General features: G+C 45.1%; 32 protein-coding genes. 1 reads left to right on the forward strand and 31 read right to left on the reverse strand.

The window, feature by feature from the left end:
* Positions 1–44 precede the first annotated feature (44 nt).
* Positions 45–446, reverse strand: a complete 402-nt coding sequence (locus BN1068_RS14840; protein ID WP_077603628.1) for a hypothetical protein — start codon at positions 444–446, stop codon at positions 45–47.
* Positions 440–784, reverse strand: coding sequence for an RNA polymerase sigma factor (locus BN1068_RS14845; RefSeq protein WP_077603629.1), 345 nt, complete (start codon positions 782–784; stop codon positions 440–442). The genes BN1068_RS14840 and BN1068_RS14845 overlap by 7 nt, the downstream gene beginning before the upstream one ends.
* A 114-nt stretch (positions 785–898) precedes the next feature.
* Here BN1068_RS14845 and BN1068_RS14850 point away from each other — a divergent pair, with 114 nt between their 5' ends.
* Complete coding sequence (locus tag BN1068_RS14850; RefSeq protein ID WP_077603630.1) at positions 899–1300, forward strand: hypothetical protein; 402 nt, start codon at positions 899–901, stop codon at positions 1298–1300.
* On the opposite strand, the gene BN1068_RS14855 is transcribed toward BN1068_RS14850, so the two are convergent.
* The 29 genes from BN1068_RS14855 to BN1068_RS15000 all read right to left on the reverse strand — a co-directional run bounded on the left by BN1068_RS14855 (position 1301) and on the right by BN1068_RS15000 (position 23136).
* On the reverse strand, positions 1301–1627 hold the full coding sequence (locus BN1068_RS14855) for a hypothetical protein (RefSeq protein ID WP_077603631.1): 327 nt from the start codon (positions 1625–1627) through the stop codon (positions 1301–1303).
* On the reverse strand, positions 1624–3120 hold the full coding sequence (locus BN1068_RS14860; protein WP_077603632.1) for a DNA cytosine methyltransferase: 1497 nt from the start codon (positions 3118–3120) through the stop codon (positions 1624–1626). The genes BN1068_RS14855 and BN1068_RS14860 overlap by 4 nt, the downstream gene beginning before the upstream one ends.
* Positions 3117–3542 (reverse strand): HNH endonuclease, encoded by a 426-nt coding sequence (locus BN1068_RS24020; RefSeq protein WP_077603633.1) that lies wholly within the window; start codon positions 3540–3542, stop codon positions 3117–3119. The genes BN1068_RS14860 and BN1068_RS24020 overlap by 4 nt, the downstream gene beginning before the upstream one ends.
* Positions 3543–3977, reverse strand: coding sequence for a DUF3310 domain-containing protein (locus tag BN1068_RS14870; RefSeq protein ID WP_254846783.1), 435 nt, complete (start codon positions 3975–3977; stop codon positions 3543–3545).
* A complete protein-coding gene (locus tag BN1068_RS14875; RefSeq protein ID WP_077603634.1) occupies positions 3977–4765 on the reverse strand; it encodes a DNA-methyltransferase in 789 nt (262 codons plus the stop codon). Before BN1068_RS14875 ends, BN1068_RS14870 begins: the two co-directional genes overlap by 1 nt.
* Positions 4766–6502 carry a DNA methyltransferase gene (locus BN1068_RS14880; RefSeq protein WP_217697324.1) on the reverse strand — a complete coding sequence of 579 codons (1737 nt, stop codon included), beginning with the start codon at positions 6500–6502 and terminating at the stop codon, positions 4766–4768.
* A gap of 29 nt (positions 6503–6531) precedes the next feature.
* Positions 6532–7095, reverse strand: a complete 564-nt coding sequence (locus tag BN1068_RS14890) for a 3D domain-containing protein (RefSeq protein ID WP_077603635.1) — start codon at positions 7093–7095, stop codon at positions 6532–6534.
* A 221-nt stretch (positions 7096–7316) separates the two neighbouring features.
* On the reverse strand, positions 7317–7499 hold the full coding sequence (locus tag BN1068_RS14895) for a hypothetical protein (protein WP_077603636.1): 183 nt from the start codon (positions 7497–7499) through the stop codon (positions 7317–7319).
* On the reverse strand, positions 7500–7736 hold the full coding sequence (locus BN1068_RS14900) for a hypothetical protein (protein WP_077603637.1): 237 nt from the start codon (positions 7734–7736) through the stop codon (positions 7500–7502).
* Positions 7737–8078, reverse strand: a complete 342-nt coding sequence (locus BN1068_RS14905) for a peptide chain release factor family protein (RefSeq protein ID WP_368483293.1) — start codon at positions 8076–8078, stop codon at positions 7737–7739.
* Between the two features lie 18 nt (positions 8079–8096).
* The gene (locus BN1068_RS14910; RefSeq protein ID WP_077603639.1) at positions 8097–8393 is read right to left on the reverse strand and encodes a hypothetical protein; all 297 of its coding nucleotides are present in this window, start codon (positions 8391–8393) and stop codon (positions 8097–8099) included.
* Positions 8394–8915, reverse strand: coding sequence for a dUTP diphosphatase (locus tag BN1068_RS14915; RefSeq protein ID WP_077603640.1), 522 nt, complete (start codon positions 8913–8915; stop codon positions 8394–8396).
* A complete protein-coding gene (gene nrdF / locus BN1068_RS14920) occupies positions 8916–9902 on the reverse strand; it encodes a class 1b ribonucleoside-diphosphate reductase subunit beta (RefSeq protein WP_077604086.1) in 987 nt (328 codons plus the stop codon).
* A gap of 8 nt (positions 9903–9910) precedes the next feature.
* Positions 9911–13111 carry a ribonucleotide reductase N-terminal alpha domain-containing protein gene (locus tag BN1068_RS14925; RefSeq protein WP_077604087.1) on the reverse strand — a complete coding sequence of 1067 codons (3201 nt, stop codon included), beginning with the start codon at positions 13109–13111 and terminating at the stop codon, positions 9911–9913.
* Positions 13112–13122: 11 nt separating this feature from the next.
* The gene (gene nrdI / locus BN1068_RS14930) at positions 13123–13500 is read right to left on the reverse strand and encodes a class Ib ribonucleoside-diphosphate reductase assembly flavoprotein NrdI (RefSeq protein ID WP_139344846.1); all 378 of its coding nucleotides are present in this window, start codon (positions 13498–13500) and stop codon (positions 13123–13125) included.
* A 2-nt stretch (positions 13501–13502) separates the two neighbouring features.
* Positions 13503–13706, reverse strand: coding sequence for a hypothetical protein (locus BN1068_RS14935; RefSeq protein WP_077603642.1), 204 nt, complete (start codon positions 13704–13706; stop codon positions 13503–13505).
* On the reverse strand, positions 13706–13939 hold the full coding sequence (locus BN1068_RS14940; protein WP_077603643.1) for a hypothetical protein: 234 nt from the start codon (positions 13937–13939) through the stop codon (positions 13706–13708). The genes BN1068_RS14935 and BN1068_RS14940 overlap by 1 nt, the downstream gene beginning before the upstream one ends.
* On the reverse strand, positions 13940–14455 hold the full coding sequence (locus tag BN1068_RS14945) for a crossover junction endodeoxyribonuclease RuvC (protein WP_077603644.1): 516 nt from the start codon (positions 14453–14455) through the stop codon (positions 13940–13942).
* Positions 14448–15206, reverse strand: coding sequence for an HNH endonuclease (locus BN1068_RS24300; RefSeq protein ID WP_077603645.1), 759 nt, complete (start codon positions 15204–15206; stop codon positions 14448–14450). The genes BN1068_RS14945 and BN1068_RS24300 overlap by 8 nt, the downstream gene beginning before the upstream one ends.
* Entirely contained in the window at positions 15196–16236 is a 1041-nt protein-coding gene (locus BN1068_RS14955) for a hypothetical protein (protein WP_077603646.1), read from the reverse strand. The genes BN1068_RS24300 and BN1068_RS14955 overlap by 11 nt, the downstream gene beginning before the upstream one ends.
* Positions 16237–16566, reverse strand: coding sequence for a hypothetical protein (locus tag BN1068_RS14960; RefSeq protein ID WP_077603647.1), 330 nt, complete (start codon positions 16564–16566; stop codon positions 16237–16239). It abuts the gene before it with no gap.
* Positions 16567–16803 carry a hypothetical protein gene (locus tag BN1068_RS14965; protein ID WP_077603648.1) on the reverse strand — a complete coding sequence of 79 codons (237 nt, stop codon included), beginning with the start codon at positions 16801–16803 and terminating at the stop codon, positions 16567–16569.
* Between the two features lies 1 nt (position 16804).
* Positions 16805–17053, reverse strand: coding sequence for a hypothetical protein (locus BN1068_RS14970; RefSeq protein WP_077603649.1), 249 nt, complete (start codon positions 17051–17053; stop codon positions 16805–16807).
* Positions 17053–17649, reverse strand: a complete 597-nt coding sequence (locus BN1068_RS14975) for a hypothetical protein (RefSeq protein ID WP_077603650.1) — start codon at positions 17647–17649, stop codon at positions 17053–17055. Before BN1068_RS14975 ends, BN1068_RS14970 begins: the two co-directional genes overlap by 1 nt.
* Complete coding sequence (locus tag BN1068_RS14980; protein WP_077603651.1) at positions 17646–17999, reverse strand: hypothetical protein; 354 nt, start codon at positions 17997–17999, stop codon at positions 17646–17648. Before BN1068_RS14980 ends, BN1068_RS14975 begins: the two co-directional genes overlap by 4 nt.
* Complete coding sequence (locus tag BN1068_RS14985) at positions 18000–20276, reverse strand: DNA polymerase (protein ID WP_254846785.1); 2277 nt, start codon at positions 20274–20276, stop codon at positions 18000–18002.
* A 15-nt stretch (positions 20277–20291) separates the two neighbouring features.
* The gene (locus BN1068_RS14990) at positions 20292–20543 is read right to left on the reverse strand and encodes a hypothetical protein (protein ID WP_139344848.1); all 252 of its coding nucleotides are present in this window, start codon (positions 20541–20543) and stop codon (positions 20292–20294) included.
* A 55-nt stretch (positions 20544–20598) separates the two neighbouring features.
* On the reverse strand, positions 20599–22674 hold the full coding sequence (locus BN1068_RS14995) for a hypothetical protein (protein WP_077603653.1): 2076 nt from the start codon (positions 22672–22674) through the stop codon (positions 20599–20601).
* Positions 22675–22677: 3 nt separating this feature from the next.
* A complete protein-coding gene (locus BN1068_RS15000; RefSeq protein ID WP_139344849.1) occupies positions 22678–23136 on the reverse strand; it encodes a hypothetical protein in 459 nt (152 codons plus the stop codon).
* Positions 23137–23150 lie beyond the last annotated feature (14 nt).

A 23150-nucleotide genomic window follows, 5' to 3' on the forward strand; every position in this document is an offset into this window, starting at 1 on the left:
CCTCCGTAATTGGAAGGCGTTTTTCTTTCGCTTATTTTCGCTTCTTATTTCCGGTAAATCCGAATAGGTCTTCGGTAATTTCTTCCGTTCGTAGCTATGGTACTCGCTAGACCTAGCGGAACCTCTCTCGCCCTATATGCGCTCTTTCTGACGTGCCTGCCTTCTCTTCTGCGGGCGAGTTGGTACGTACTCAAAAAGTCGATGCCCTTTTTATGCTTGCTGCGGAGGTCGTCGCTTAATATGACGTTAGTTAAGCGGTACAATAGGCTGCCGTTCATTCTCATTCCGAAGATAGCAAAGTATTCTTCCGTAATCTTTTCGACTTTCTCTATTCGCTCCTGTACCGTATATTCCTGCGCAGTCTCTTCCAATTCCTCTATTTTTTCATTCGCCCACGAATGATTAGGCGGAATCGGTTCTCCATATAAATCTATATTCGCTAGCATAATGATATCTCCCCTTCCGTCCAGTATTCCCAACGTTTAAAAACAGCAGCAAGGCGTTTCAAAGCGGCTTTAAGGGAGCGGTTAACGGTCGACCTATCTACGCCTCTTAGATGCGCAATCTCCTGCTGGCTGAGTCCCTCTACGTAATATAGGCGGATACAAGTTCGCTGAATTTCCGTAAAATCCGCCTGTTCCAGCGCCTTATTTAAATCGGTGAGTAGTTCGTATAATTCTGCGGAGTTAGAGCGTTCGTATTCCGCTTTTAGCGATAAGTATAACTCTAGTAATAATTGCGTTTTCTTTTCGTAAAAATCTGTGAAGTTTAATTCTAGTTGCACTTAATTCCTCCTTTTGCTCGTTCTTTTTATAGTTCGTGTTGCCTTGACGGGTCGATGCGATTGAATTACGATAGGTTTAATTAAATTCGAGGATTGGAAAGGATATGGTTGTATATGGCAAAGAAAGGTAAAATTGGAATGGAGAGTGTGACGTGGATTTCGAATGATGCCTCGCGAGGGGCTTTTATTACTATCGATAAACAAAAGCGTCTATTTGTATCCACTGAGGCGAGGCGCTTGCTAAATGTCCTTAACGGATATTTCGAGCTGATTATAGGATATGATCACGTTAATAAACGCATGGTCGTAGCAAAACCGGACGTTGTCAGAGTCCCTGACGTTAAGCCGTTTAAATTCGATAAACGCTCTTATGCTAAATCGTTAAAATTCGTTAATAATACGAAAATAAGCGAAAGCGACTTACCAGTGCGTTTTAATTACGTAGGTAAAGACTACGCAAGCTATAAGGGAGCGCACGCATTCCAGCTTGAAGATTACGAGGCTCCTGACGCTTAATTAGCTTTGCAATTCCGCAACCTCTTTAAAGGATTCGGCTAATTCGTCGAGTTCTTTTTGCATTTCCTGGTTCGCCTCGATAGTAATATCGAACATAAGCTCTCTGTAATCCGACGCCATTGTTCTCGCTTCCTTATAGTCGTGCATAGAAAGGGCGTCAGCGACAAAGTTGGCGAAACTGGACGTAAGCTGCCCTTCCCTTTCGATTGCGCCTAACTCCGAATCCATAATCGACTTGTATTGCGCTTCCCATCGGTTGTATCGTTCGGTCATGCCTTCCGGATAAGAAGGGGCTTGCTGTTGTTCGGGGTTATGTTCGGCTGTCATACGTATATTTCCTCCTTTTCCTCTTTTCGTTCAAGAAGTGGAAGCAATTTCGCTCCTATTGCTTCGATAACGTTAACTGTAACGGCATTACCCGCCATTTTATAACGTTGGCTATCGCTGATTCCTGCGTCTACTAGTTTTTGGTGAGCGGAGTCGGGAAAACCTTGGAGACGGAAACATTCGAGAGGGGTTAATTTGCGGATTCGGTAGCGTGGTGGGTTTTTGGAGGGACTCGGCTGTACAACACCTTGATTAATTCCGCTTGCTTCGAGAGTTTGCGCCATTTGCTTACCAACCCTTCCTCTGCGGGTTTTGCTGCTAGGAAACTGGATATTTACGGCGTCGCCTTCGCAAGCTACGGCGTACCCCTTTTTTGTTGCTTCTCTGACTGCAATCCCGTGGCGATCTTGTGCGGTTAAAGTGAAGGAAGGTTCGTCAGTCTCTTTAAAACGGCGTCCATTTTGGCGTTTAGTTAAACGGTCGGGAGTCAGTACGGGGCGAATTTCTTGCAATTCCGCAACCTTTGGCTCACGATGTCCTCCGCTCATTGTCGTAAGGGTTGGCGAAACGCCCTCCGCGCTGTAAACGCGCTTGAGTGCGTCGTGACCCTTAATATCTACGTGACCGAGCATCTGCGTCTCAATAACGCCCGTCTTTTCTTGATTTCCGAATCCCTTATAATCCCTTGCCATTATCGTTCCGCTTTCATCCGTTAATCTTGTAACCTCTTGCGCTTGTTTGCGTAATCCAACCCCTACTGATTCCGAGGGGCTTTGCTCTTCTAGCTGCGCAACTAACTTCGCCGTCTTTTCTTCGTTCAAGTAATACTTTTCATCAGTTGTAGTCTGCAAAACATCCCGAAGTCTTGTCGTAACTTCTTCGTTTTGAGGAAAATCGAAATTAAACGTCTTCACGTCCTCATATCCGCTAATCCTTCGTTTCCCCTTCGGAATAATCGTAGTTCCTTCGATTACCCACGGCTCATTTTCGACCAAGTCCTCTCTGACAGCTACGATGAATATTCTCTCTCTATTCTGGGGAACTCCGAAGTATTTCGAATTAAGAATCTCGAAGTCTACTCGATAGCCGATGTCATTCAACGTTTTAACGATAGTATCTAGCGTTTTTCCTTTATCGTGGGAAACTAAGCCTTTTACGTTCTCTAAAAGCAATACGTTAGGTTGCTTTTGAGAAGCAATACGAGCGACCTCGAAGAATAGAGTTCCTCTAGCATCGTCAAAGCCTCCCCGCTTTCCTGCTACGGAGAACGATTGACAAGGAAAACCAGACGCTATTACGTCATGATCCGGAACATCCTTTGCTTCAATTTGCGTAATGTCTCCGAAAGGCGTGTCCCCGTACATTGCTTCATAGGCTTGTGAGGCAAATCTATCTATTTCAGAAGAGAATACGCAAGTTCCGCCGTTAGCCTCTAACCCTCTTCGAAATCCTCCGATGCCTGCGAATAAATCTATGAAAGTGAAAGAACTCATTGAACCATCTCCTTATAAGGTCTTTTAATGAATTGGTTGCTTCCGGTACTAAACAGACGAGCATGGTCTGACTTGCTGTATAGCTCTAAATTAGAGATATCGTTATTACTCCTGTCGTGGTCTTTATGGTGGATATCGTGATTTTCCGGAATTTTACCGTTATAATACTCCCATACATATCTGTGCATTAGCTTTCGGTCTCCGTCTGTTCGGGAGTAGTATCCGTGATTTCTCAAGGAGAATTTAACTCCGTCGAACATCTTAAATGGGCGGCATTCTTTAGAACGAAGCGTAAATCCTCTTCTTTTAAATCCAGAGTAAACTGACTGCCTAGTGATTCCGTAAATTTCTCCTACTTCCGATAAGGAAAGACCTTCCTGGTACTTCTCATACATCTCCGTGTACAAGGAATCTTTCGTCAATTACTCGTCCTCCTCTTCGGAACCATCTTCTAAATGCTTTATAGCGAAGTCTATATATGCGCGGCTCTTCTTGAGGTCTTCCGTTGGGGTGGCGTGCTTATATGGCGCACGATTGAGGTATTTCGTAGCAGTTCCTACGCTGTGAGCAACGAAAGGGTCGTCGTAGCCTGCGACAGTTTGCTTGATGATGTCGATAACTTCGATTTCTCCGGCGGTATAGTGCGAGGGGTGGGAGACTGCGTCTGAAGAAGGAATTTCGTCCGCAATAACTTCGCAATTATCTCCGTGAACAAACCTAGGACCTTGACCCGGTCTCTTACGTTCTACGATATACTTAAGTTCGCCTGAGCTACTATCTATCTTATGAACTTCAAATACTGCGCCTTCTAATCCTTCATACCATCCTTGACCTGTCGTAATTCTAATTTTCATCATTACACTAACGCCTCCTCTACTTTTTCCGGAATTCTACTCCGTGCTATACCACAATATTCTTCGGAAATATCTATACCTATATACTTACGGTCTAGTTTATAAGCCATTTTCGCAGTTGTTCCGGAACCAACAAACGGGTCTAGGACAATATCTCCCGGATTAGACCATGAAACGATATGATCTTCGGCTAGTTTTTCGGGGAATATTGCCGGATGATTATAAGCTATTTTATCTTCGACTCCTGTTACGTACTCCCATATAGCGCCTCTTGCTTGCCAATCTCCTCGCCGTATAACTCTGTCTTTTCTAAATGAACCATCTGGTAATCTTTGTTGTACGCGGGTTTTTTGCCCTGAACTTTTTACTGGTACGTCTTTAATAGGGATGAATGTTTTTGGTTTTCCCTTAGAAAAAATAAACATATATTCGAAATCATTTTTATATCGGTGATGTCGCGGGTCATATACCGGTACTTTATTCTTTTTATAGATCATAGTATCGTGAATGTTAAACCCTAATTCTTTAAAGTGTAAGGCTTGTCTAAAGGATGTCCCTGTTTCACTTCCGTTTATAGTGGCGTCGCCTACGACCCAAACAACGACCCCTCCATCTTTTGTGACGCGGTATAACTCTTTTGCAATTCCTTCGAAATCCCACTCAAAACCACCGTAAGTCCGCAAGTTATCGTACGGAGGACTCGTGACAGTTAGGTCAACGCTGTTGTCCGGAAACTTCCTTAAAACTTCAACGTTATCTCCGCAGATAATTTCATTTATATATTTTTCCATTTACGCATAACCTCCTCTTGCTAATATACGTACTTCTTTCGGTTCTCCTTCGCTTTCTTGCGCCTTTTCGCCAGTCCTAGCCTCAATAATCGGAATATATTCGTCCGTCAATTCCACGCCTACAAATCCGAATCCTTCCCGCTTAGCAGCCGCTAAGGTACTGCCGGAACCTGCGAACGGGTCTAATACGGTTCCTTTCGGTGGGGTTACAAGGCGTACTAGCCACGCCATGAGGTCGAGGGGTTTCACCGTGCTATGCGAGTTTCCTATCCTTCCTTTTTCGCTTATTCTCAACAGCGTTTCTAATACAGCAAGCGCGACACCATGACGAAACTCCGTCTCTTCTCTTGTAATACTCGGTATCGACCGACTTAGACTCTCCACATTTTCGGCAAGGTTTATACCACTCGCCTGAATCGTCCTGATAACATCCGGAATGTATTCGTTTGTGAGTAAGAGTGTCAACAAGCTGGAGGTTTTCGATTCTGTTATCGTGCTTGATTCCGTTGACGTGGTGGATTTGATAGCCAACGGGGACTTTTTTTCCGTAATACTCCTCCCAAATAACAACGTGCTCCATTCGTGCCTTTCCGTACCTTGCGTAATATCGTCGGATATAACCTTTAGCAGTTGGCTTAACTCCTCTAATTCTTCCGTCATCTTCACATCGTCCCATGTAATGACCTCCTTAATCTCCTCGCCCTGCCAATCGCTATTGCGGTCGCTCTTCGAAGCTTTCTTCGATAATTCTTGAGGGGTTATGTTAGGGGTTACGTCGGAGTATTTCGAATAAAAGGCGTCATCTTCTACCGTTACGATATTTGCGGGGAATCGTTCTCCAATCCGACTATCATCAATATTAATCGCACTTGTTCCGTATTCTTCTACGTTACCAGCAACCGTTCCTTCTAACGGCTTTCTAACGACGATAATCGGCTCATGTGCGGGCTTTAGTGCCGTTCCCCATCCGTCCCATTGCTTGGCTAGGTCGGTAGCTGGGGCGGTTATATCAACGACTTTAGACTCGCTTACCCATACGCCGTCGCCGAACGCTTGACCAATACCGGAAGTTTTTTCGCCGACTTTTTCTCGTTCTGCCGCCTCCATTAAATCGTCGTAAGTATCGTCTAATTCGAGGATTTCTTTTATTTTGAAATACTCCGCTAGTTGTGGAAGTCTGACACCCGCCGGACGCCCTTCAAACCAAGAATAATTCGTACTCCCTCCGCATACTTCGCTGTCCATGTACGACAATGAAAGGCCTTTCTGCAGACGCTTCTCTTTAATAACCTTCGAAAATACATGGACAAACGACGCGCCTCCTTTGCGCTTATCAAACGCCTTCCCTACGTCATGGCTTTTCGGAAATCCGCTGAAATAAAGCCATTCGATAACGTCTCGGACTTCGAAGCCTGCAAGGCGAAGGCTAATCGTCATTAAATCTTGTGTGCGGGTTCCAGCGAATATCAGCGCATGTCCGCCGGGTTTGAGAACCCGATAAACTTCTCGCCAGATATCCGGATGAGGGACGAAACTATCCCACGATTTACCCATGAAGCCTCCGTGACCGTGATCGTACTCCTCACCCGCAAGCCACTTCGTCAAAACTTCCTCGATTTTCGGCTCTTTCGATAAGCCGTAGGGAGGGTCGCTCACAACTGAATCTATCGAGCTGTCGCCCAACTTCTTTAATTCTTGTAAACTGTCACCGTGTAAAATCGTATATTTTCCCGCCATTCAACCGTCCCCTTTTCGTTAATTAAGTTTCACTGTCCTAAAATCCGTACATCTACGTCTTGCCTTCCGTACTCCAGCGCCTCTGCTTCCGACTCAACCAGAAGGTCAAGTCTGTTTCCGTTAATATCGCCACCAGAATCGAGGACAACCGCTTGGAACGTGTTTCCTCCGGAGGTGATTTCGATAATGGTTCCGAAGGGAAGTACACCCGGGTCAGCGGCTACTATACGAAGCCCTTCCGGAGAATAAATCGTGCTGCTAACGTCGTATCCGGTTGCTGTAACGCCAGTGCAGCCGGTATCGCAAAAGGCTACATATGCGGTCATTTCGAACGTGCCTACGTCCTCCCCTGCTGTTTGCGTAGTTTCTTCCGGAACTTCCGTAGCTCCTTCGTCCTCTGCTTCTCCGCTTTCCTGTCTCCCCGCTCCATGTCCGTTACTATCGCTGTCAGCATCATTTTCGCGTACATTTTTAGAATCCACTTCTCTATTCTCCTCAAGCTCTTTCGCCTCCTTTTCCGCTTTTATTTGCACTTCTTCCTCCTCTTCAATCGCCGTAAGGGAAGCGGATAATCCCCCACTTTCCCACTCCATAGCTCTTTCCGCCTCTAATTCCGAAATGTTTTCGGAATGGAATCGGACTGTTATCGGAGGCACGTCGTACTTTTTAGCTTCGTTATAAGTTCCGATCGTGAGGACGGAAAGGGTTGCGCTTATTATAATGATCGTGAATAAACGTTTTACCTTATCTATTAACCTAGTGTGAATATTTAGCCTCCTTGAAAATAAGACGAATTAACCTAACTTTTCCGAAGTTAGTCGAAATCATCGAACTTCCGAAGAGCGGTAAAGAAACCAACTCCAACCGTAGCGAGGATAATTACGTAAATAGCTGCGGAAATGATGACCGGAAGTAGCACGAGCCACCAACTCCAAGCAATAACTCCGAATAATTTTAATGCGATAAAAATAAGCGTTAATACCTCTAAGAATCCCATTTAGACGCCTCCTGTTTCGTAAGATTGTTGGATATAGTCGATACACTCTTCTTCCTCCACGACTTCAAAACCGGTTGCCTTTACGATAAGTCCCCCGTGATGGCTGCGCCCTCTCTTGGCGCTTGCCAGCGAATCGTATGCCTTCACGCGAGGAGCAGTCGAACTTCCTCCACCTTTTGGAAAACCGATGACCGTACCTTCTTCGTTAACTTTGGCTAATACGTATAATTCCGCCATTTATTCGACCTCCTCTACCCAATTTTTGCCGTCATAGTATTCCGATTTGATTTTTGAAGAAGCCATTTCCGACTCTACTCGACGCTCTAGCTCGGATTTACCGACTAACAATTCCGCTGTTTTTCGCTTGTGCCAAGACTGAAAAGTAGCGCTTTCTATGCATCTCCGAAGTGCTCTTTCTTTATTGACGTGCTGTGATCGCTCTTCTCTGCTCTCGCCGATGGCTCCGCTTTCGATATGTGTAATCCGTACTCCCGAACTCGTTTTATTCTGCTTTTGACCGCCTTTTCCTCCGGCTCTGAACGTATCTACTCGAAAGTCTTTCTTCGTTAGGGAGAACAGTAACTCTCTTTCTGCCATTTAATCGCCTTCCCCTCTTAATTCATCTGCGATATATTCAGCCGCCATAGCTACGTCCATAAATTCGTCCGCAAAGATGTCCATAACCTCCGCAGCTGATTCACGGCTTAACCCCAACTCTGCAATCGAGTCTAAGCTGCCTAGAACCTCGCCTGTAGCCTCCGACAATGACTGCCGAATCATTGCTACGTATAACGCCTGCATAGGGACAGAAAGTGTCTTACGGACATCCTGTTTTAGCGCATCCCTGTCGAGCTTTTCTTGCTTGTACTGCCCGAAATCTATAACTCTACTCATCTATTCGTCCTCCTTTCGTTCGCCTGTACTTCCGAATCCGTTCGAACCTCTCTGCGAATCATCCAATTCCGGAACCTCTACCGTTTCAAACTGCGGAAGGTACTGAACGACTAGCTGGGAGATTTTATCGCCTTTTCGTATACGGTAGCCGTTGCAGTACCCTCGCAATGATTCGTCATAAGAGTTATCGAGAAAACGAGGAGCATTCGACCAGTTATCCCTTGAAATATTATCGACAATAACGCCAACCTCTCCGGTATATCCGTTGTCAATCGTACCTAACTGCACACGGAGTTTCGTTTTCGACGTAATCCCGCTGCGAGGGCGGACTTGAGCCTCCGTTCCTTTCGGAAGCCCAACCGCTACGCCAGTCGGAACTACCTTCGTCTCTCCCGGCTCGATAATTACGTCCTCGCTTGCGTATAGGTCGAAGCCGCTATCGCTTGGGTGCGCTTTAGTCGGAAGGATTGCCGAGTCATGACGGCGCTTGAATTGTACTTGTTGTTCACTTTTCTGATTCATTTATCTCGCCTCCTCGAAATAAAAGTCTTCGGTTTTAATCGGTTCAACAAGCGCCTTTTTATACGAGTTTCCTTTCGTAGAAAAGAAGTCGTGTGACTTAGACTTCGTATCCAACCCGTTAATAATAATCGGATTAACTTCGCTGACTTCGTATCTTGCGTCAAATCCGAGGTTATTGAGCGCCTTGTTGGCGTTGTATTTAACGAATTCTATTACGTCCTGCTCAATACCGAGACCCGCGTAAACATCCCTTGTATACTCGATTTCATTTTCGAGCAGCTCATCGAATAAGGAATGTGCGAACTTTTCTGCTTCCTCCCTATACTCCGGATGATTAGCGGATATCTTATCGCGAAGTTGTTGTGCTAATAATCCGACATAGACTCCGTGAATTGATTCATCGCGAATTATTAGATTGATAATTTCCCCGCTGGCAATCAACCGACCCTGACCCGCTTGATATAACGGATAATAGAATCCGCTATAAAAGAGAAATGATTCTAGCGCTACGGATGCGACCATTGCTTCATACAGCGTGCTATTTTCTCCCGTGATCGCATCGTAATAACCTCTTATGATCGAAGCTTTACGCTGTAGGTACGGGTTATCGGTAACCCACTCGAACAACTCGTCGATTTCGGCGCCGCTAGCTAACGTTAGGAATATATTCGAATAGCTTCGAGCATGAACGAGGTTTTCCATCCCGCCCATAAACGTTAGAACCGCCTTTTGCTGGTGCGAGGATAGGGGCGCAGCTATTTGCGCCATCCCTACGTCTCCTTGAATCGTGTCTAACAACGTCAACCCTGCGAGTACCTTCTTGTACGCTTCCTTCTCCGCTGGAGCTAAGTGCTTCCACGTTAATAGATCGCTAGTTAACGAGATTTCTTCCGGAAGCCAGAATTGGCGGAGGTTTTGTAAGGCGAACATTTCGGAGAAGCTGTCGTCCGATTCGTTCCAATTTGCTGCGGTTAATGGCGTAGTCATTTCTTCTTCTAAACCGTGCATGAAACACACTCCTCGTTACTTGTGTCTTTTTGCCGTACATAGTACAACGTTTTAATCCCTTTATGATGGGCGTACAACTGGATGCGAGTTAACTCTCTAGTAGTAATCGAATCATTTACGAATAAAGTGAACGAAATTCCTTGGTCGACGTGGCGTTGTATAGTAGCGATTAAGTCGATAACCTTATACATCGACATATCGTAAGCCTCTTTGTATAGGAACCACGTATACTGCGAAAGTCCCGGCATCGGATAGTACGTCTGACTATCTCCGTAAGTCCGGTCCTCAATACGCTCCATAATTGGCATAACTGACGCCGTAGCCGACTGTACATAAGAAATCGAACCAGTAGGCGCTATAGCTAATCGGTAGGAATGATATAATCCGTTCTCCATTACGCTTTCTCGCAATTCTGCCCAGTCCTCTCGGGTCGGTAGCTCAATCCCTTCGAATATTTCTATCAATTTCGGAAACTCTGGTTTTATACTCTCCTCAACGTATTGATCGAAATATTCTCCGGTCTGATAAGTGCTTCCCTCGAATCCTTTAAACGTGCTACCTCTCTCCATAGCGATTTCATTTGACCGCACCAGTGAGTAGTAGTTAAGAGCTGAAAAGAATACGTCTGCAAATTCGATAGCTTCTTCACTCTCATAGGAGATTCCGTTTTGCGCTAGGAATCCGTGAAGGTTCATCGCACCAAGCCCTACGCTATGCATTTCTTCGTTTGCTTTACGAACGGCTGGAGCGTTAGCGATTGCAGAGTCATCGGATATTCTCGTTAAGGCGTCCATTGCTCCAAATACTGCGCCCTTAATATCGCCTTTTTCCATTACGGAAACGATGTTAAGGGAGCCGAGGTTGCACGAAATATCTTGACCGAGAATGTCCTCTTGGCCGTAATCGGAGTACTCGGAGACTTCGCTGTATTGAAGGATTTCGGAACAATTTCCGGTTACAATTCCGTTAAATATTAACGAATGATAATCCGGCTGATTCGTGTCGAACACATCTTCCTTACCTTCGTAAGTTATAGCAGAAACTTCCGCACTAAATTGGTGCTTAGGTCGACGGGATTTAGGTTGAAGAGTATCAGTAAGCAAAACAAACTTCTTCATGTCGTACTCTTTTAGCTCTATTACATCTACGAAGATTTCCCTTGAAACTCGATCTTGTACAGATAGTTTATAGATTGGATTAACTTCGTAAGGCTTTTCTCCGCCTTTTCCGTCCGGCATTAAAGTCAGACTTTTTCCTCTACCGTTGTAAATAGTGCTATAAACACCCATATTAAGAAGTAAAGTCTGTATTCCTCTCAACCCTTCTCGATTGGTTGAAGACAATTCTACGGTAAGTGCCTTACTTGCGAAGTTTGCGTTAACTGTTCCATCCATCTGATAGTACCCGGAAAGGTATGCTGCTTGAGTTTCCTTATCTGCCTCCTCAATAAATTTAGGAACATCGGTTTTATTCCCTTTGTGGAATCCGTAATCTGCTAAAATATCGAATAGAACGGTGCTAGATAAGCTTAATCTGCCTTGATACTCTGTGAAGGTAGGAGAAAAAGAGGTATTGTGCTTATACTTCCGTTGGATAGCATAGGAAGAAATCACAGAAGAAATAGCTTTCTCTACTCGACTTCTCAACCCGACTTTGTTATCGTAAAGGTAAATTTTTACCGCCTTGTCTGTGAAGGTCCCATCTCCCGCGATAATTCCCATAAGATATGCTAACTCCGGATTATGAGATGTTCCATAAGAACCTTCTCCGGATTGTACGAGAACGCGATCCCCCTCCTTTATTTCTGCTAACGGAATTTTTAACAACTCTCCGGATCGTTTGACATAAAATTTATGCCATTCCGTCGCTCTAATCTCGAATCCCTGCCTCGTCTCTAACTTGAAAACGTCAGCCTGTTGCTTAGTCAACTGCATTGGGATTGCGTCAACCAGTGTCGTTCCCTCGTCTTCAAGGTCCATGCCTTTCGTTCTGTCGTCGATAACTACTTTTAAAGGGATTCCGGAGTGGAACAGAGTTTCAGCCGTTTCGTATCCATTATCGGTTAGCAGTTTCGTATCACCGGTAACGCAAAGGTTTGAAAAAGTTACTTTTCCGAGGTTGTTAAGTGGGTGAGCGCGATTAACGTTGCCTTCGAACATGATATATGGATAACCAGACTCTAGCTGCACGATAGAAATACGCTCTAGCAGATTACGAGGGTCAATGCGCTCTTTCCGGATTTTCGGGTTATTAAGCAAGTCTTCGTATTCCGAATCAAAGTCAATTTCATCGAGGTATTTTCCGGTAACTTGACGAAGGTTATGCGGATAGAATAAATACATCGGTTTGTTTTCACGCGCCAATTCAATCATCTTATCCGGAATAACTACGCCTATGCTCAACGTTTTAACTCGGACGTCCTCATCTGCGGAAATCTTCTTCGTATCTAAGAAATCGTAAATATCTGCATGGAATACGTTAATGTAAACGCTACCCGATCCGTTCCGTTGCCCAGCTTGGTTAATGTGCCGGAAGGATTGGTCGAGGTTTCTCATAATCGGAACAACTCCGGAAGTAACATTCTCGTATCCCATTAATGATTCGCCTTTCGCTCTAGTTTTCGAAAGGTTTATCGAAATGCCTCCGCCCCTTTTCGAAAGTTGACGAGCCGTCGAATTCATCATGTTAATGTCGTTTAAACTGTCGCCACACTCAAGCAGGAAACAGGAAACGAATTCGCCCCGACGCGCCTTCCCTACGTTAAGAAAGGTCGGAGTTGCAGGCTGGTACTGCTGCGTAATTAGAAGCTCGACGAACTCCAGCGCCTTATGGAAATCTCCATCGCCGAAGTATAGGGCGACAATGCTTATGCGATCTTCGTACCGCTCAAGATAAAGCTTTTTGTCGTTCGTTTTGAGGGCGTAATTTTCGTAGAATTTCTTTGCGGACATGTAAGAAGGAAAACGGAACTCAAATGAGTAGGCGTATTTATAGACCTTCTTTATATCGTCCATTTCGTACTTATCCGTCAATTTCTTATCGTAGTAATTTTCGCTGATTAGATAAGATAGCTTCTCTTCCAGCGAGTGGAACCATTTCATATTGTCGTTAATGTGGTCGACGAAGTACGCCCGTACAGCCTCCTTGTCTTTATCAAAGCGTAAGGTTCCGCTATCGTCTCTCGTCATAATTTCGTTATTTAGCGTGATGTGTTTCGGGGTTGCCAACTTATCAGCTCCTCTTTAATTACCTCGTAATCTTTTTCCGTACCTCTGAGCTCAATCTTTCGGAGAAGAGGTACGTTGTATTCTTTCGCTATAATATCGCCTGCATTTGCGAACTTTTCGCCCCAGTTTCGATTGCCAAACGCAATTACTCCTTGCAACTCTTCGGAAAAGTCCGTAAGGAAATCGCTAACCTCTTCGGGAACTTTTCCGAAATTATAAGTCGGTGTAAGGAGGACGAAAGGTTCCGGAACAATTACCGAATCTATTGGAGCGGAATTGAATCCGTCCTCTGCGAACCTTTCCGCAAATGCCTTCGTATTTCCTGTTAACGAATAATAGAATATTGCCACGCTCATACCGTCTGCTCGGCTTTCCTTAAATCTTCGATATCTGCGTCGATCCTCCGTAGTTTTAGGAGTAGGTCGATTTCCTCCGCATCTAACCTCGACTTTTCCTCTAAGGTTTTTCGCCGGTCATTACGCAATTCTCGCAATTCCCGTTCGTAATCGTCCCGTACTTTTTCTAAATCGGTGATTAACGGAATACCTTGCGTCATTACTTTTCATCCCCTTTAACGCCTGCAAGTAGGAACGCGTAACCGATAACTCCTAACAGCGTTAACCAAGCGAATATTGTCGGCAACATTTCCGGAGTTAAAAATGGCACTCCAGTAAGAAACGCATTGATTCCCGGAATGATTGCAAAAACCATCCCGAAAAAATATCCGACTACAATTAAAACTAGCGCTAGTACAAATAACATTAATAGTCCTTGTAAAAATTTCATCATCTATTCGTCCTCCTTCGTTATCAATCCTTCATTTATTGCAAACGCCAAGGCTACTGCCGTAGCGTCAGATTCATCGCTATCCGCTCCACCAAGTTCGCCAGTATACGAGGTGATCTTCCTTACAGCTTCCTCGACCTCTTCCTTTTCCGCTCGCCCCTTACCTACAACCGTCTTTTTGACGCTCTGCTGGGCGATTGGCTTGCAGGAGTCGGGCAATAATCCGAAGTCGTGGAGCGCCCTATCCGCCGCAGCGTGTGCCGTAAATATCGAGTGATGTCCGAACTTTCCGGCGTATTTTTCCCGGCAGACGTAGTCGACCTTCTCGCCCTTATTTTCCGCAAGGAAAGTTCGGAGCTTTGATTCGATAACCCTTCCCCGGACAGCATAATCGTGTTTGGCGTTAGTTTTGACGTGGGAAACGGCGATAATTTTCGCTTTTCCTTTGGCGATTTCAACGAGAGCAAAGCCCGGACTTGCTAAACTAAGGTCCAATCCCAACACAATTGACTTAGACATAAGACAACGCTCCTTCCCAATCTACTTTACACCTTGCGGTTAACTCTTCGAATTGTTGACGAGTATTACCTCCGTATCCATATAACTCGTGAAAATCCTTATGACAGTCAACGCAAAGAGTTACTCCGTTAGAAATGTCGAGTCGTTTTTCTGGGAAAGAATCATAGCTGTCTAAATGGTGAGATACTAAGTTCCCTCCTGTATCATCTTCACAAAATACACAAGTAAAATTATCTCGTTTCTTAACCTCATATCTCCACAATTTCAGAGACCTGTCATACCGTCCCTTCTCTCGGTATTCCTCCGAAAGTTCAGGTTTGTAGTTATAATGAAGATGTCCGCTTATTCTTCGAAAGGCGCACGACTTACATCTAACGCCCTTTTTAAAGTTATAAAAGTTTGTACATCCGAATTCTCCGCAGGAGCATATAAAATCCATGTAATCAGACGACCGTTTATAATCAGATTTACGTACCAGTAGTACGCATCCTTCTGATTCCATATAAGAGCGTACTTCTTCGTAAGGGATTGTCCTCTCTTTTCTACGCTTATAACCGCATGACTTACATTGCTGTCCTTTTCGTATATTTTTTAAAGTAGGGTAGTAAACTTCACCACAAACGCAACGGACTTTAAGGGGGCGACTTGACCCGAAATATTCTTCGAAAAGAGGTTCCATTCCAAATTCTCTAACCTCTTGCCCTGCCTCCTCGACAGTAAGTTTTACCAAACCATGAGGCTTAGCTGTCATTTGATTCGCTCCTTAACGATAAAATCTCTTCGAAAGCTTGTCGGTAATTATCCTTAATGAATTTCTTCGCGCTCGAACCCTCTACCGCAAGGACTTCGCTTTCTAACTCACTAACCTCTTCCGCAGATAAATCCAATGCACAAGCTTCCTTAAAGTTGTTAAATGTGAATTTGCTAAGATCAAGCTTCGGAGGGTCATTCTCGTCAACTCTGCGAAGTAACTCCGCAAACTTTTCGAGTAAGGCTTGACGGTCACTGTCCGTCACTTTAACGTCAAACGCCCTAACATCTGGATTCTTTGCGTAAGCTTCTTCGTCCAAGAACCAGCCTTTTTTCGATGCGTTAACGTAGGTGATTATAAAATCGTTAATTCCGTACATAGCGCTGTATGTGACGCACTGTAGTCGGTGATCTTCTTTAGGTTCGCGCATCTTGAAATGACCGGTCTGTTGTGCGGTAGTTTGCTTCGACTTGATTTCCAAGCCGACCGTTGCTCCACTCGAATGTTCTAGGATTCCGTCTGGCTTTCCGAAAAGTTTAAACTTGCGAACTTCTCCATTTGAGTCGGCGGCTTCTACGGTAACGCAAGCCTGTACCGCTTCTTCAAACGCTGGGTAGCCGTTTCTTGTGCGTTTAAACTTGAACGGAGCATTTTCGAGGTGTTTTTCGATGAAGAATAAGTCTTTCTGTAGCGATTCCCCTATTGCGGTTCCGTGGCGTTGCCAGCGTCCCTGATGCGGTTGCGTTTCTCTCCTATCTTTTTTCGCCCGCTTAAGCTTGAGATAGAGCGACCGCGGACAGGCGTTAGCTGATGACGGGGAAAAGTACGGAAGCCCTCCGAAGTTTGGTCGGGTATCTGCTGCCATCATTTCGGAGAGAATTCGGTAGAAGTCTGCGGATAGCTTATCGTCGTAGATTTCGGGTTTTCCGTGGTATTGGTCGAGCATCTTTTCGAATTGGTCTGCGTAACTATTTTCGGGAGGGGCTAACGCCTCAAGCGCTGCGCCTCCGGTTATAATTCCTTGGCTCAATTAATCGTCCCCTTTCATGCGATTTACGGGAGATATTAACGCTATCTCTTCCGACCTTACCTTTACGATAATTCTATCGTCATAATCCCTTAGAACGGAGAAAATACCTTCTTCGTTTATTGTATATACCTTATCAAATGTGTTTATTTTTCCGTCATTGAATCCGATAAGAACTTCGCCTTTTTTACCTTCCCATTGTTCTCGTTCTAGATTCTCTACTTCCCTTTCGAGCCTATCTATGGATGCTTTGCGATCAGAAGATACTGCGTTTGCAAAAATCGCCCAACTTACGGAAACAATTACCGCTATACATGCGATAAATTCGAACATTTACTCTGCCTCCTTTAGTGCTTTTAAATCCTTTACGACATCGTATAGCGCAGAATATTCTCCCTCGATATCCCCGTCATATCGTCCCATTTCGTAGGCATCGTCGAAATTGCCTCCGCTAGCGTCTGCGGGGTTAAAGTCGTCTTCGCGCATCTCTTGAATTTCCTCTAAAGACACTGTAATAACCGCAAGCTTTTCCTCATACTTTTCGATAATTTCGTTTAACTTTTCGTTCATCTTAATCGTCCCTCCTATCGATTCCTTCGCTATCTAATATCGCCATACATTCGTTAAAGATAGGAAGTCCTCCCCTATTCTCCTTAACGGAAGTTATCTGCGGATAAAGTTTTATGCGTATATCAGAACGGTCAGAAGTGCTAGTTGCGCCTATTGCGGAAGTAATAACGACCAATTCTTCTAGCGTCAATTCCACCTTGATTTTCCGATCTAAATCTATCGCTTGCTTTTCTTCGCCTACTTTTCGCATTAATCCTCGCTCCCCTTCTGTACGTAAATTGTCTGCGTAACCTCTTTCGGAACAACTTCTCGCAAGGAGTACGAGCAGTCCATGTCTTCTTGAGACTCGGTGGCTGGGACTTCTCGTTCTACTTCGAAGTACGCCGTTTCCTCTCCATCTATTACCTCGTAGACAGTTGTTTCGTAGTTCGACCATCTTCCGCCTTCCTCAAAAGAGCTGTCGACAACACTAGCGATAAATCCACTAGGAGTATAGAGATGTAGGCAATCCTCGTAAATTTCCTCGAATTTTTCATCGTCCGTATCGCCGTCTCCGCAAAGTCGGCGTAACCTTTCGATAACAGAAGGAGCTTGCTCGTCAACGAATTCGAACTCTACGTCTACGCCATCCTTGCCCGCTTTATATGCGGCTTTGACAACGTCGATGATTCCGTAAGCTCCAGCTAAATCCCGGAAGAATACAGCGTCTTCCGGTTCTCCCGCAGCTACCCATGCGGATGCTACTTTATCTCCCTCGTTATTGTAAGCCTTGATAGTCAGCGTGCCTTTTCCGCTATCTTCGTATCCGTCATTTTCGTGTATGTCGTGCGTTTCAACGATTTTCATTCTGTCGCCTCCTTGATTGCGCTAATAGAGCTAATGTGCGATAATTCCATTCGGCTAATAGTTGCGATTGCCTTATCGTCGTAATCCTTTAGAACGACATATTCCGTATCTTTTATGGAGTAATGCACTCCCTCATAAGTAATGCAGGCTCCAGTCTTAAACTGAACAACCACTTCGGTTCCACCTTCGTGAAGTTTTCGATTGAGTTGCTCGTTCTCCTCCTCAACTTCTGCTAAACGTTCTTTTAGTGACTTCTTACTTCGAGGGGAATCCGTAATTAAAGACGCAGCCATAAGAATCAGGCATATAGCAGCACTCGCTCCAAATATTACTAAAAATATATCGATCATCTACACAGCCTCCTTCGGTTGATTTCGTTCAAAGTCCCACGCTTCTGGTGGAACCCCTTCGCCCCATTTGCGCATTATCTCTAAATCTGTACCGTTCGGAACGGAATCGCCCCACGGATAAGCGTAAAGCATTAAATCTTCGATAGCTTTTAAGTCTTCTGGCGTAAAGTCTTCGGGAATTTCGAACAGTAATTCGTCATGTACCGTTCCCCAAAGCGCCCATCCTTCTCGGGTTTGGCAGTACTCATGCGCCTTAACCATCGTCACTTTCGTTTGAATAGACGAGCTTCCTTGTACCCTGGCGTTAGTAGCTTGGCGCATTGCTCGATTAATGCTGGCGTTGTGAAGTCGATACCCCTTATAAGCTGGGTCGTTCCATTTTCCGTAAGGGATGCGCTTTTTGCTTAACTTCGCATCCGGAAGTCGGCGCTTGCGAGCTTTTTTATCCGCCCAAACAAATCCGTATTTCCGAACAAAGTCCTCATTCTCTTTCAGCCAAGCGTTTAACTTCGGCATACTTCCGAATATCTCTTCCTTAAATTCCGTCGCTTCCTTCCGGCTAATTCCGAGCGTATCGCCTAGTGAAAAATCAGACATTCCGTATAAGGTAGCGAGCCATACCACTTTCATTTTCTTACGTTCAGGCGTGTCACTTCCATCCTCATTCTTGTAGACTTCTTCGTAAGGTCGCTTATAGAAAGTCGCTGCCATCATTGCGTAAGGATCGCGTCCGGTTCGAAATGCTTCGATAAGAACAGGCTCTTGCGACATGTAAGCAACACATCGAATCTCCTGCGCCTTGAAATCCGCACCTACGATTACTTTTCCTTTAGGCGCAACGAACATCGGGCGGGCTTCTGGAGGCTGATTCTGTACGTTGAATTCCCGTCCGGTTTCGTTTTCTTCGTCCTTACCAGAGCTAAATCGCCCCGTAACTGTTCCCATCGGATTAAACCGAGAGTGCCAGCGCTTGGTAGTCGGATTCTGTTTAGTAGGAAGAGTATCGATATAAGTACCGGACAACTTCGTAACGGTCTTATATTCGAGCAACTTGTCGATAATCGGGTACTTATCTCGCAGAGGTTTTAACGTCTTTTTAGCGTCCATATTCGGTAGATTCACGCCAATACAGGCGGATAAGGCAGGCTTCATCTGCGCTGGAGAATTGAGGTTAAGAACGAGTTCTCCTTCATGATAAGGCGTTAAAATTTCGATTAATTCCGTACGTAACTCCTCTGCTCTATCGTGCAATTTCTTCCCGTATTCTTCTGCGAAATCCAAGTCGAGGATATATCCGTTAGCCTCCAAGTCTACAATGACGTAAAGTATCGGAACTTCGACCTCTCGGTAGTATTCGAGGATAGACGGCATCTTTTCGAGGTGTCTAAGCTGGAACTCGTATAAATCCCACGTTAAATGCGTATCTTTTGCTGCATAAACTAACGCTATATCTAACGGAATCTCCGAGAACAATTTTCCTTTGAATAACTCGTCGAAGGTGTCTGATTCTACTCCTAAATACCTCGGCGCTAAATCCTTCAACTTAAACGAAGGTTCATTTTCGTTAAGAATATGCATGGCGGTCATAGTATCCCATGCAACGCCTTTTAGATCGTAACCATGTCGTCTAAACATCGCTATATCAAACATGGCGTTATGGAGAACCTTTCCGATAGATTCCGAGTAAAGGAAATCACGTAACCCTTTAATGACGTAATCTCGACCTAATTGCGATCCTTCCTCGTGAGCAACCGGAATATAAACATGCCAGTCAGCGTTAGGTAGAGTTATAGATAAGCCGACCATTTCATCGGTGTAGACATCGACGCCTGTCGTCTCCGTATCAATAGCAACAATCGTTTCTGATTCGAGAACTTTGATAAGCTTATGAAATCGCATTACATCCGTAATTAACTCGTAATTCTCCGGGGTATTATCGACCATTTCTTGAAGCTTGCGTTCCCTGTTCCGCTCATTGACTACTTTCCATAATCGCTCCGCCTCTGCTGCGGAAAACTTACCTTGCTTTTTCCCTTCCGGAACGGGTTCGCGACCAATCTCTCCGGCAAGCATGGCGCTTCTGACTTCCGTTAGCCTCCGCAGTTTGGTCGGGCTGTTTTGTACGCCTTTAGAAGACAGGATTCGCTCCCAGGCTTCCTCCAACGTTTCCGTTGCGGATTGTTTCCGTTTTTCAGCGTCCTTGACTTGAGCCTTAACGGAAGCTTTGGCGGAGCTGCCCCCGCCTTTTAGCTTTATCTCGCCTATTTCTAGCGTCAATAGCTCCGCCCTCCTTTACAAATCCGGAATAGTCTTGCTCATGCAATCCGCCTCCGTTCCTTCTATTGTAGTGAATTCAAACTCGTCAATATCCGCCTCATATTTCGAAGTAAACATCGCCAGGCAACCGACCGAATCAAGGTAAACTTCGAAGTCTACGAAATCTCCTCGCCAAACTTCCTCGCCTACTTGAATATCCCGCATACATTGAGCGCATTGGAAGCCGGATAATTCCGGCTCCTGCGCTTGTGGGTCGTACTTATCCATCGGATGCGTTCCGTACTCTCCGCTTACTATTTCGTCCTCTTTACGCATAGACCCGTTAGGCATATACATCCGCAGCCTTTGCGATAAGTTCTAGTTGCGTATCCGGATGCATATAAACGAATCCTCCCCAAGATCGCGTACCGTCTTCGAAGGTGCTGTATACGTACCCTTTATCACTAACCTCTTTAACGATAAAGTGTGATCCTTCCGGAAGTGCGTTCGGAGAGGAGATAACTTTAACGAGGTCTCCTACTTCGATAGCGCCTTCCTCGACTTTTTCTTCTTCTTGCGCAGGCTCTTCGACAATCTCTAAATGCTCCTTGTCGTATACATCAGCGAATCCACCGTCCAACTCCTCTGTGTAGTAAGGGAAAAGTCCGCTACCATCATTTTTAGTAACTCGTAAAGTCTCGCCATAATGTCCGTTACCTTTTTGTACGACTTTTACGATAGTTCCGATTGGAATGTCATCCGACGGAATCAACTCTTCCGCTTCGACGTCTTCTTCCGTAGAAACATCAGCGTGCTTTTTCACCTCTTCTTTCGGTAATACGTCGAACTGTTCCGTACCTAACCAGCCAGAGTCGTTCGTATGGTCATAAGCTGTTCCGTATCCGCCGCAATCGTCGCAATGCTTTCGGCGTCCCGTAATTTCAGCGATAGTTCCTTCTAAAAACCCTTGATTAACTCGGAAGAACGTCCCTGGAAGCAAGTCGCCGTTATCCGCAACCTTGATAAGCTCGGATTCTTCTGCGCACCAACTTTTTTGATTCGGGAAATCTACTCTAATAGACCCTAAAAAATCTGCATCAGTAACTACGCCAACATCTCCGTTATTAACTCTGCCCCAGCCATGCTCCGATTCTTCACCGTCCGTTACAACGACCTTAACCTTATCTCCTACGCTGATTTCTCCGTAAGGTGATGGAGTTTCCTCGCTTTGAGCTGACGCAACTTCTTCTGTTCCGCCAAGATATTTCGCTTTCTCTTCATCTGTAGCCGGGCGCATTTCGTCAAATAGCGTCCAGTTAGCCATAGTAGGTCTTCCTGCAACAAAAACTCTCGCGTCGTGTATGTCTATTTCGCCAACCTTTCCGATGTCTCCGATTTTATTCCGGCTACCGTTCGTATTACCGGTAATAACAACGATGTCGCCTTCTTGCGGGATGTACCCTTCTTCCGTTTCTTTTTCGCCTTCTGAATCGCCTGATTGTGCGTCAGTAAGTACGATAAATTCCTCCGCAGCAATGAAGCCTGTACCTACTCCGTGAATATCACCATCAGAGTCGACGTGTTTAACCGTTACAATGTCGCCATTTCCATATCCGGAATGAATAAAGTCTTCGTCGACAATCAGAACCTTATCGCCTATCTTCGCCTTTTGTTCCGCTTGGGGTTTCGTATATTTAACGAAGATTGCTTTAATAGGGCGCATATGGTTAAATACGTCAAGATTGTCGCCCTCGTCGTCAACCACGCTCAAATCGAACACACTATCCAAGACTACCTCGTACGACTTTCCTTCCGTAAAATACGTCTCTCTATAATCCGACAAGTCAAACTCGATGAAATCTCCGACGATAGGCTCGTTATTCGGACGGTTAACTTTTGCGAATAAAGGCTTCGGAGAAAGTTTCGGCTCCTCTTCCTTTACGTAGAAAGTCGGGCTATGCCAATGTAATTTGTTATCATGGCCATCTCCTTTATCGTCTGTAAAACGGAAATCATTGTCATCATATACGTAGATAATCTCATACGCTTTCCCGGCAGTTGTATCGAGGAAGTCTTCGGCGAATACTACGCTACCACCAACGACCGGTCCGTCGACTTTCTTTAATCCGGAAGGCTGGGCGTCTACTTTGCGGAAGGTATCGTATCTAAGCATTCCGTTGTAATCGCCGTCTTCGTCGTAGAACATTCCAGTTCCTTCATGTTCGGTAGTATCGTTAATTCCTATTACTTCGAAAAACGATAACTCGTCAGCAACGATAGGGATATAGCCTGCGACAATATCGCCAATTTGGTCGGTACTGCCATCCGCAACCTTTTCGTAAATTGCTCCATCATACTCAATCTTCGCATTCTCTCCGCTATCAACTCTTAATGATTTTACACCTTCTAATTTCGCCATATATTAAACGCCCTCCTCGATAATTTTAGGTTCTTCTTCCGACTCGCTTACCGCTCCATCTAAGAGCAAATCCCGATCTAATGCGATGGACATTTCAATCCAATCGCGGCTTGCGCCTGCCTCTGTTCGCCAATACTCTTTAAGTCCGGTATTGCGGAACATGAATACTCTGGGCGTTTCTCCATTTTCGCAAAGTACACCAACTATAAAGTCAATGTCATCGGGGGAATATGCGTCCCCTTTGCCGTTCTTTGCGTAAACAACGAGCTGCCCTTCTCTATCGCTTCGTTTTCGTACCGTTTTACATTGAGCTGTCAGCCATGCACGGCTTAACGGGTCGCGGATAACGAAGTCGTAACTTTCGTCAGTCTCCGTTTCCGCCACTTCCCAGCCGGAAGCGATTAGCGCAGCTTTGGCGATTATCTGTGAATACTTTCCTGTTGTTTCTGATATGTGCGCCAAATTATCGTATCTCC

Origin of the sequence: Oceanobacillus sojae, assembly GCF_900162665.1 — a bacterium.
In the GTDB taxonomy this organism is placed as follows: Bacteria; Bacillota; Bacilli; order Bacillales; family Amphibacillaceae; genus Oceanobacillus; species Oceanobacillus sojae_A.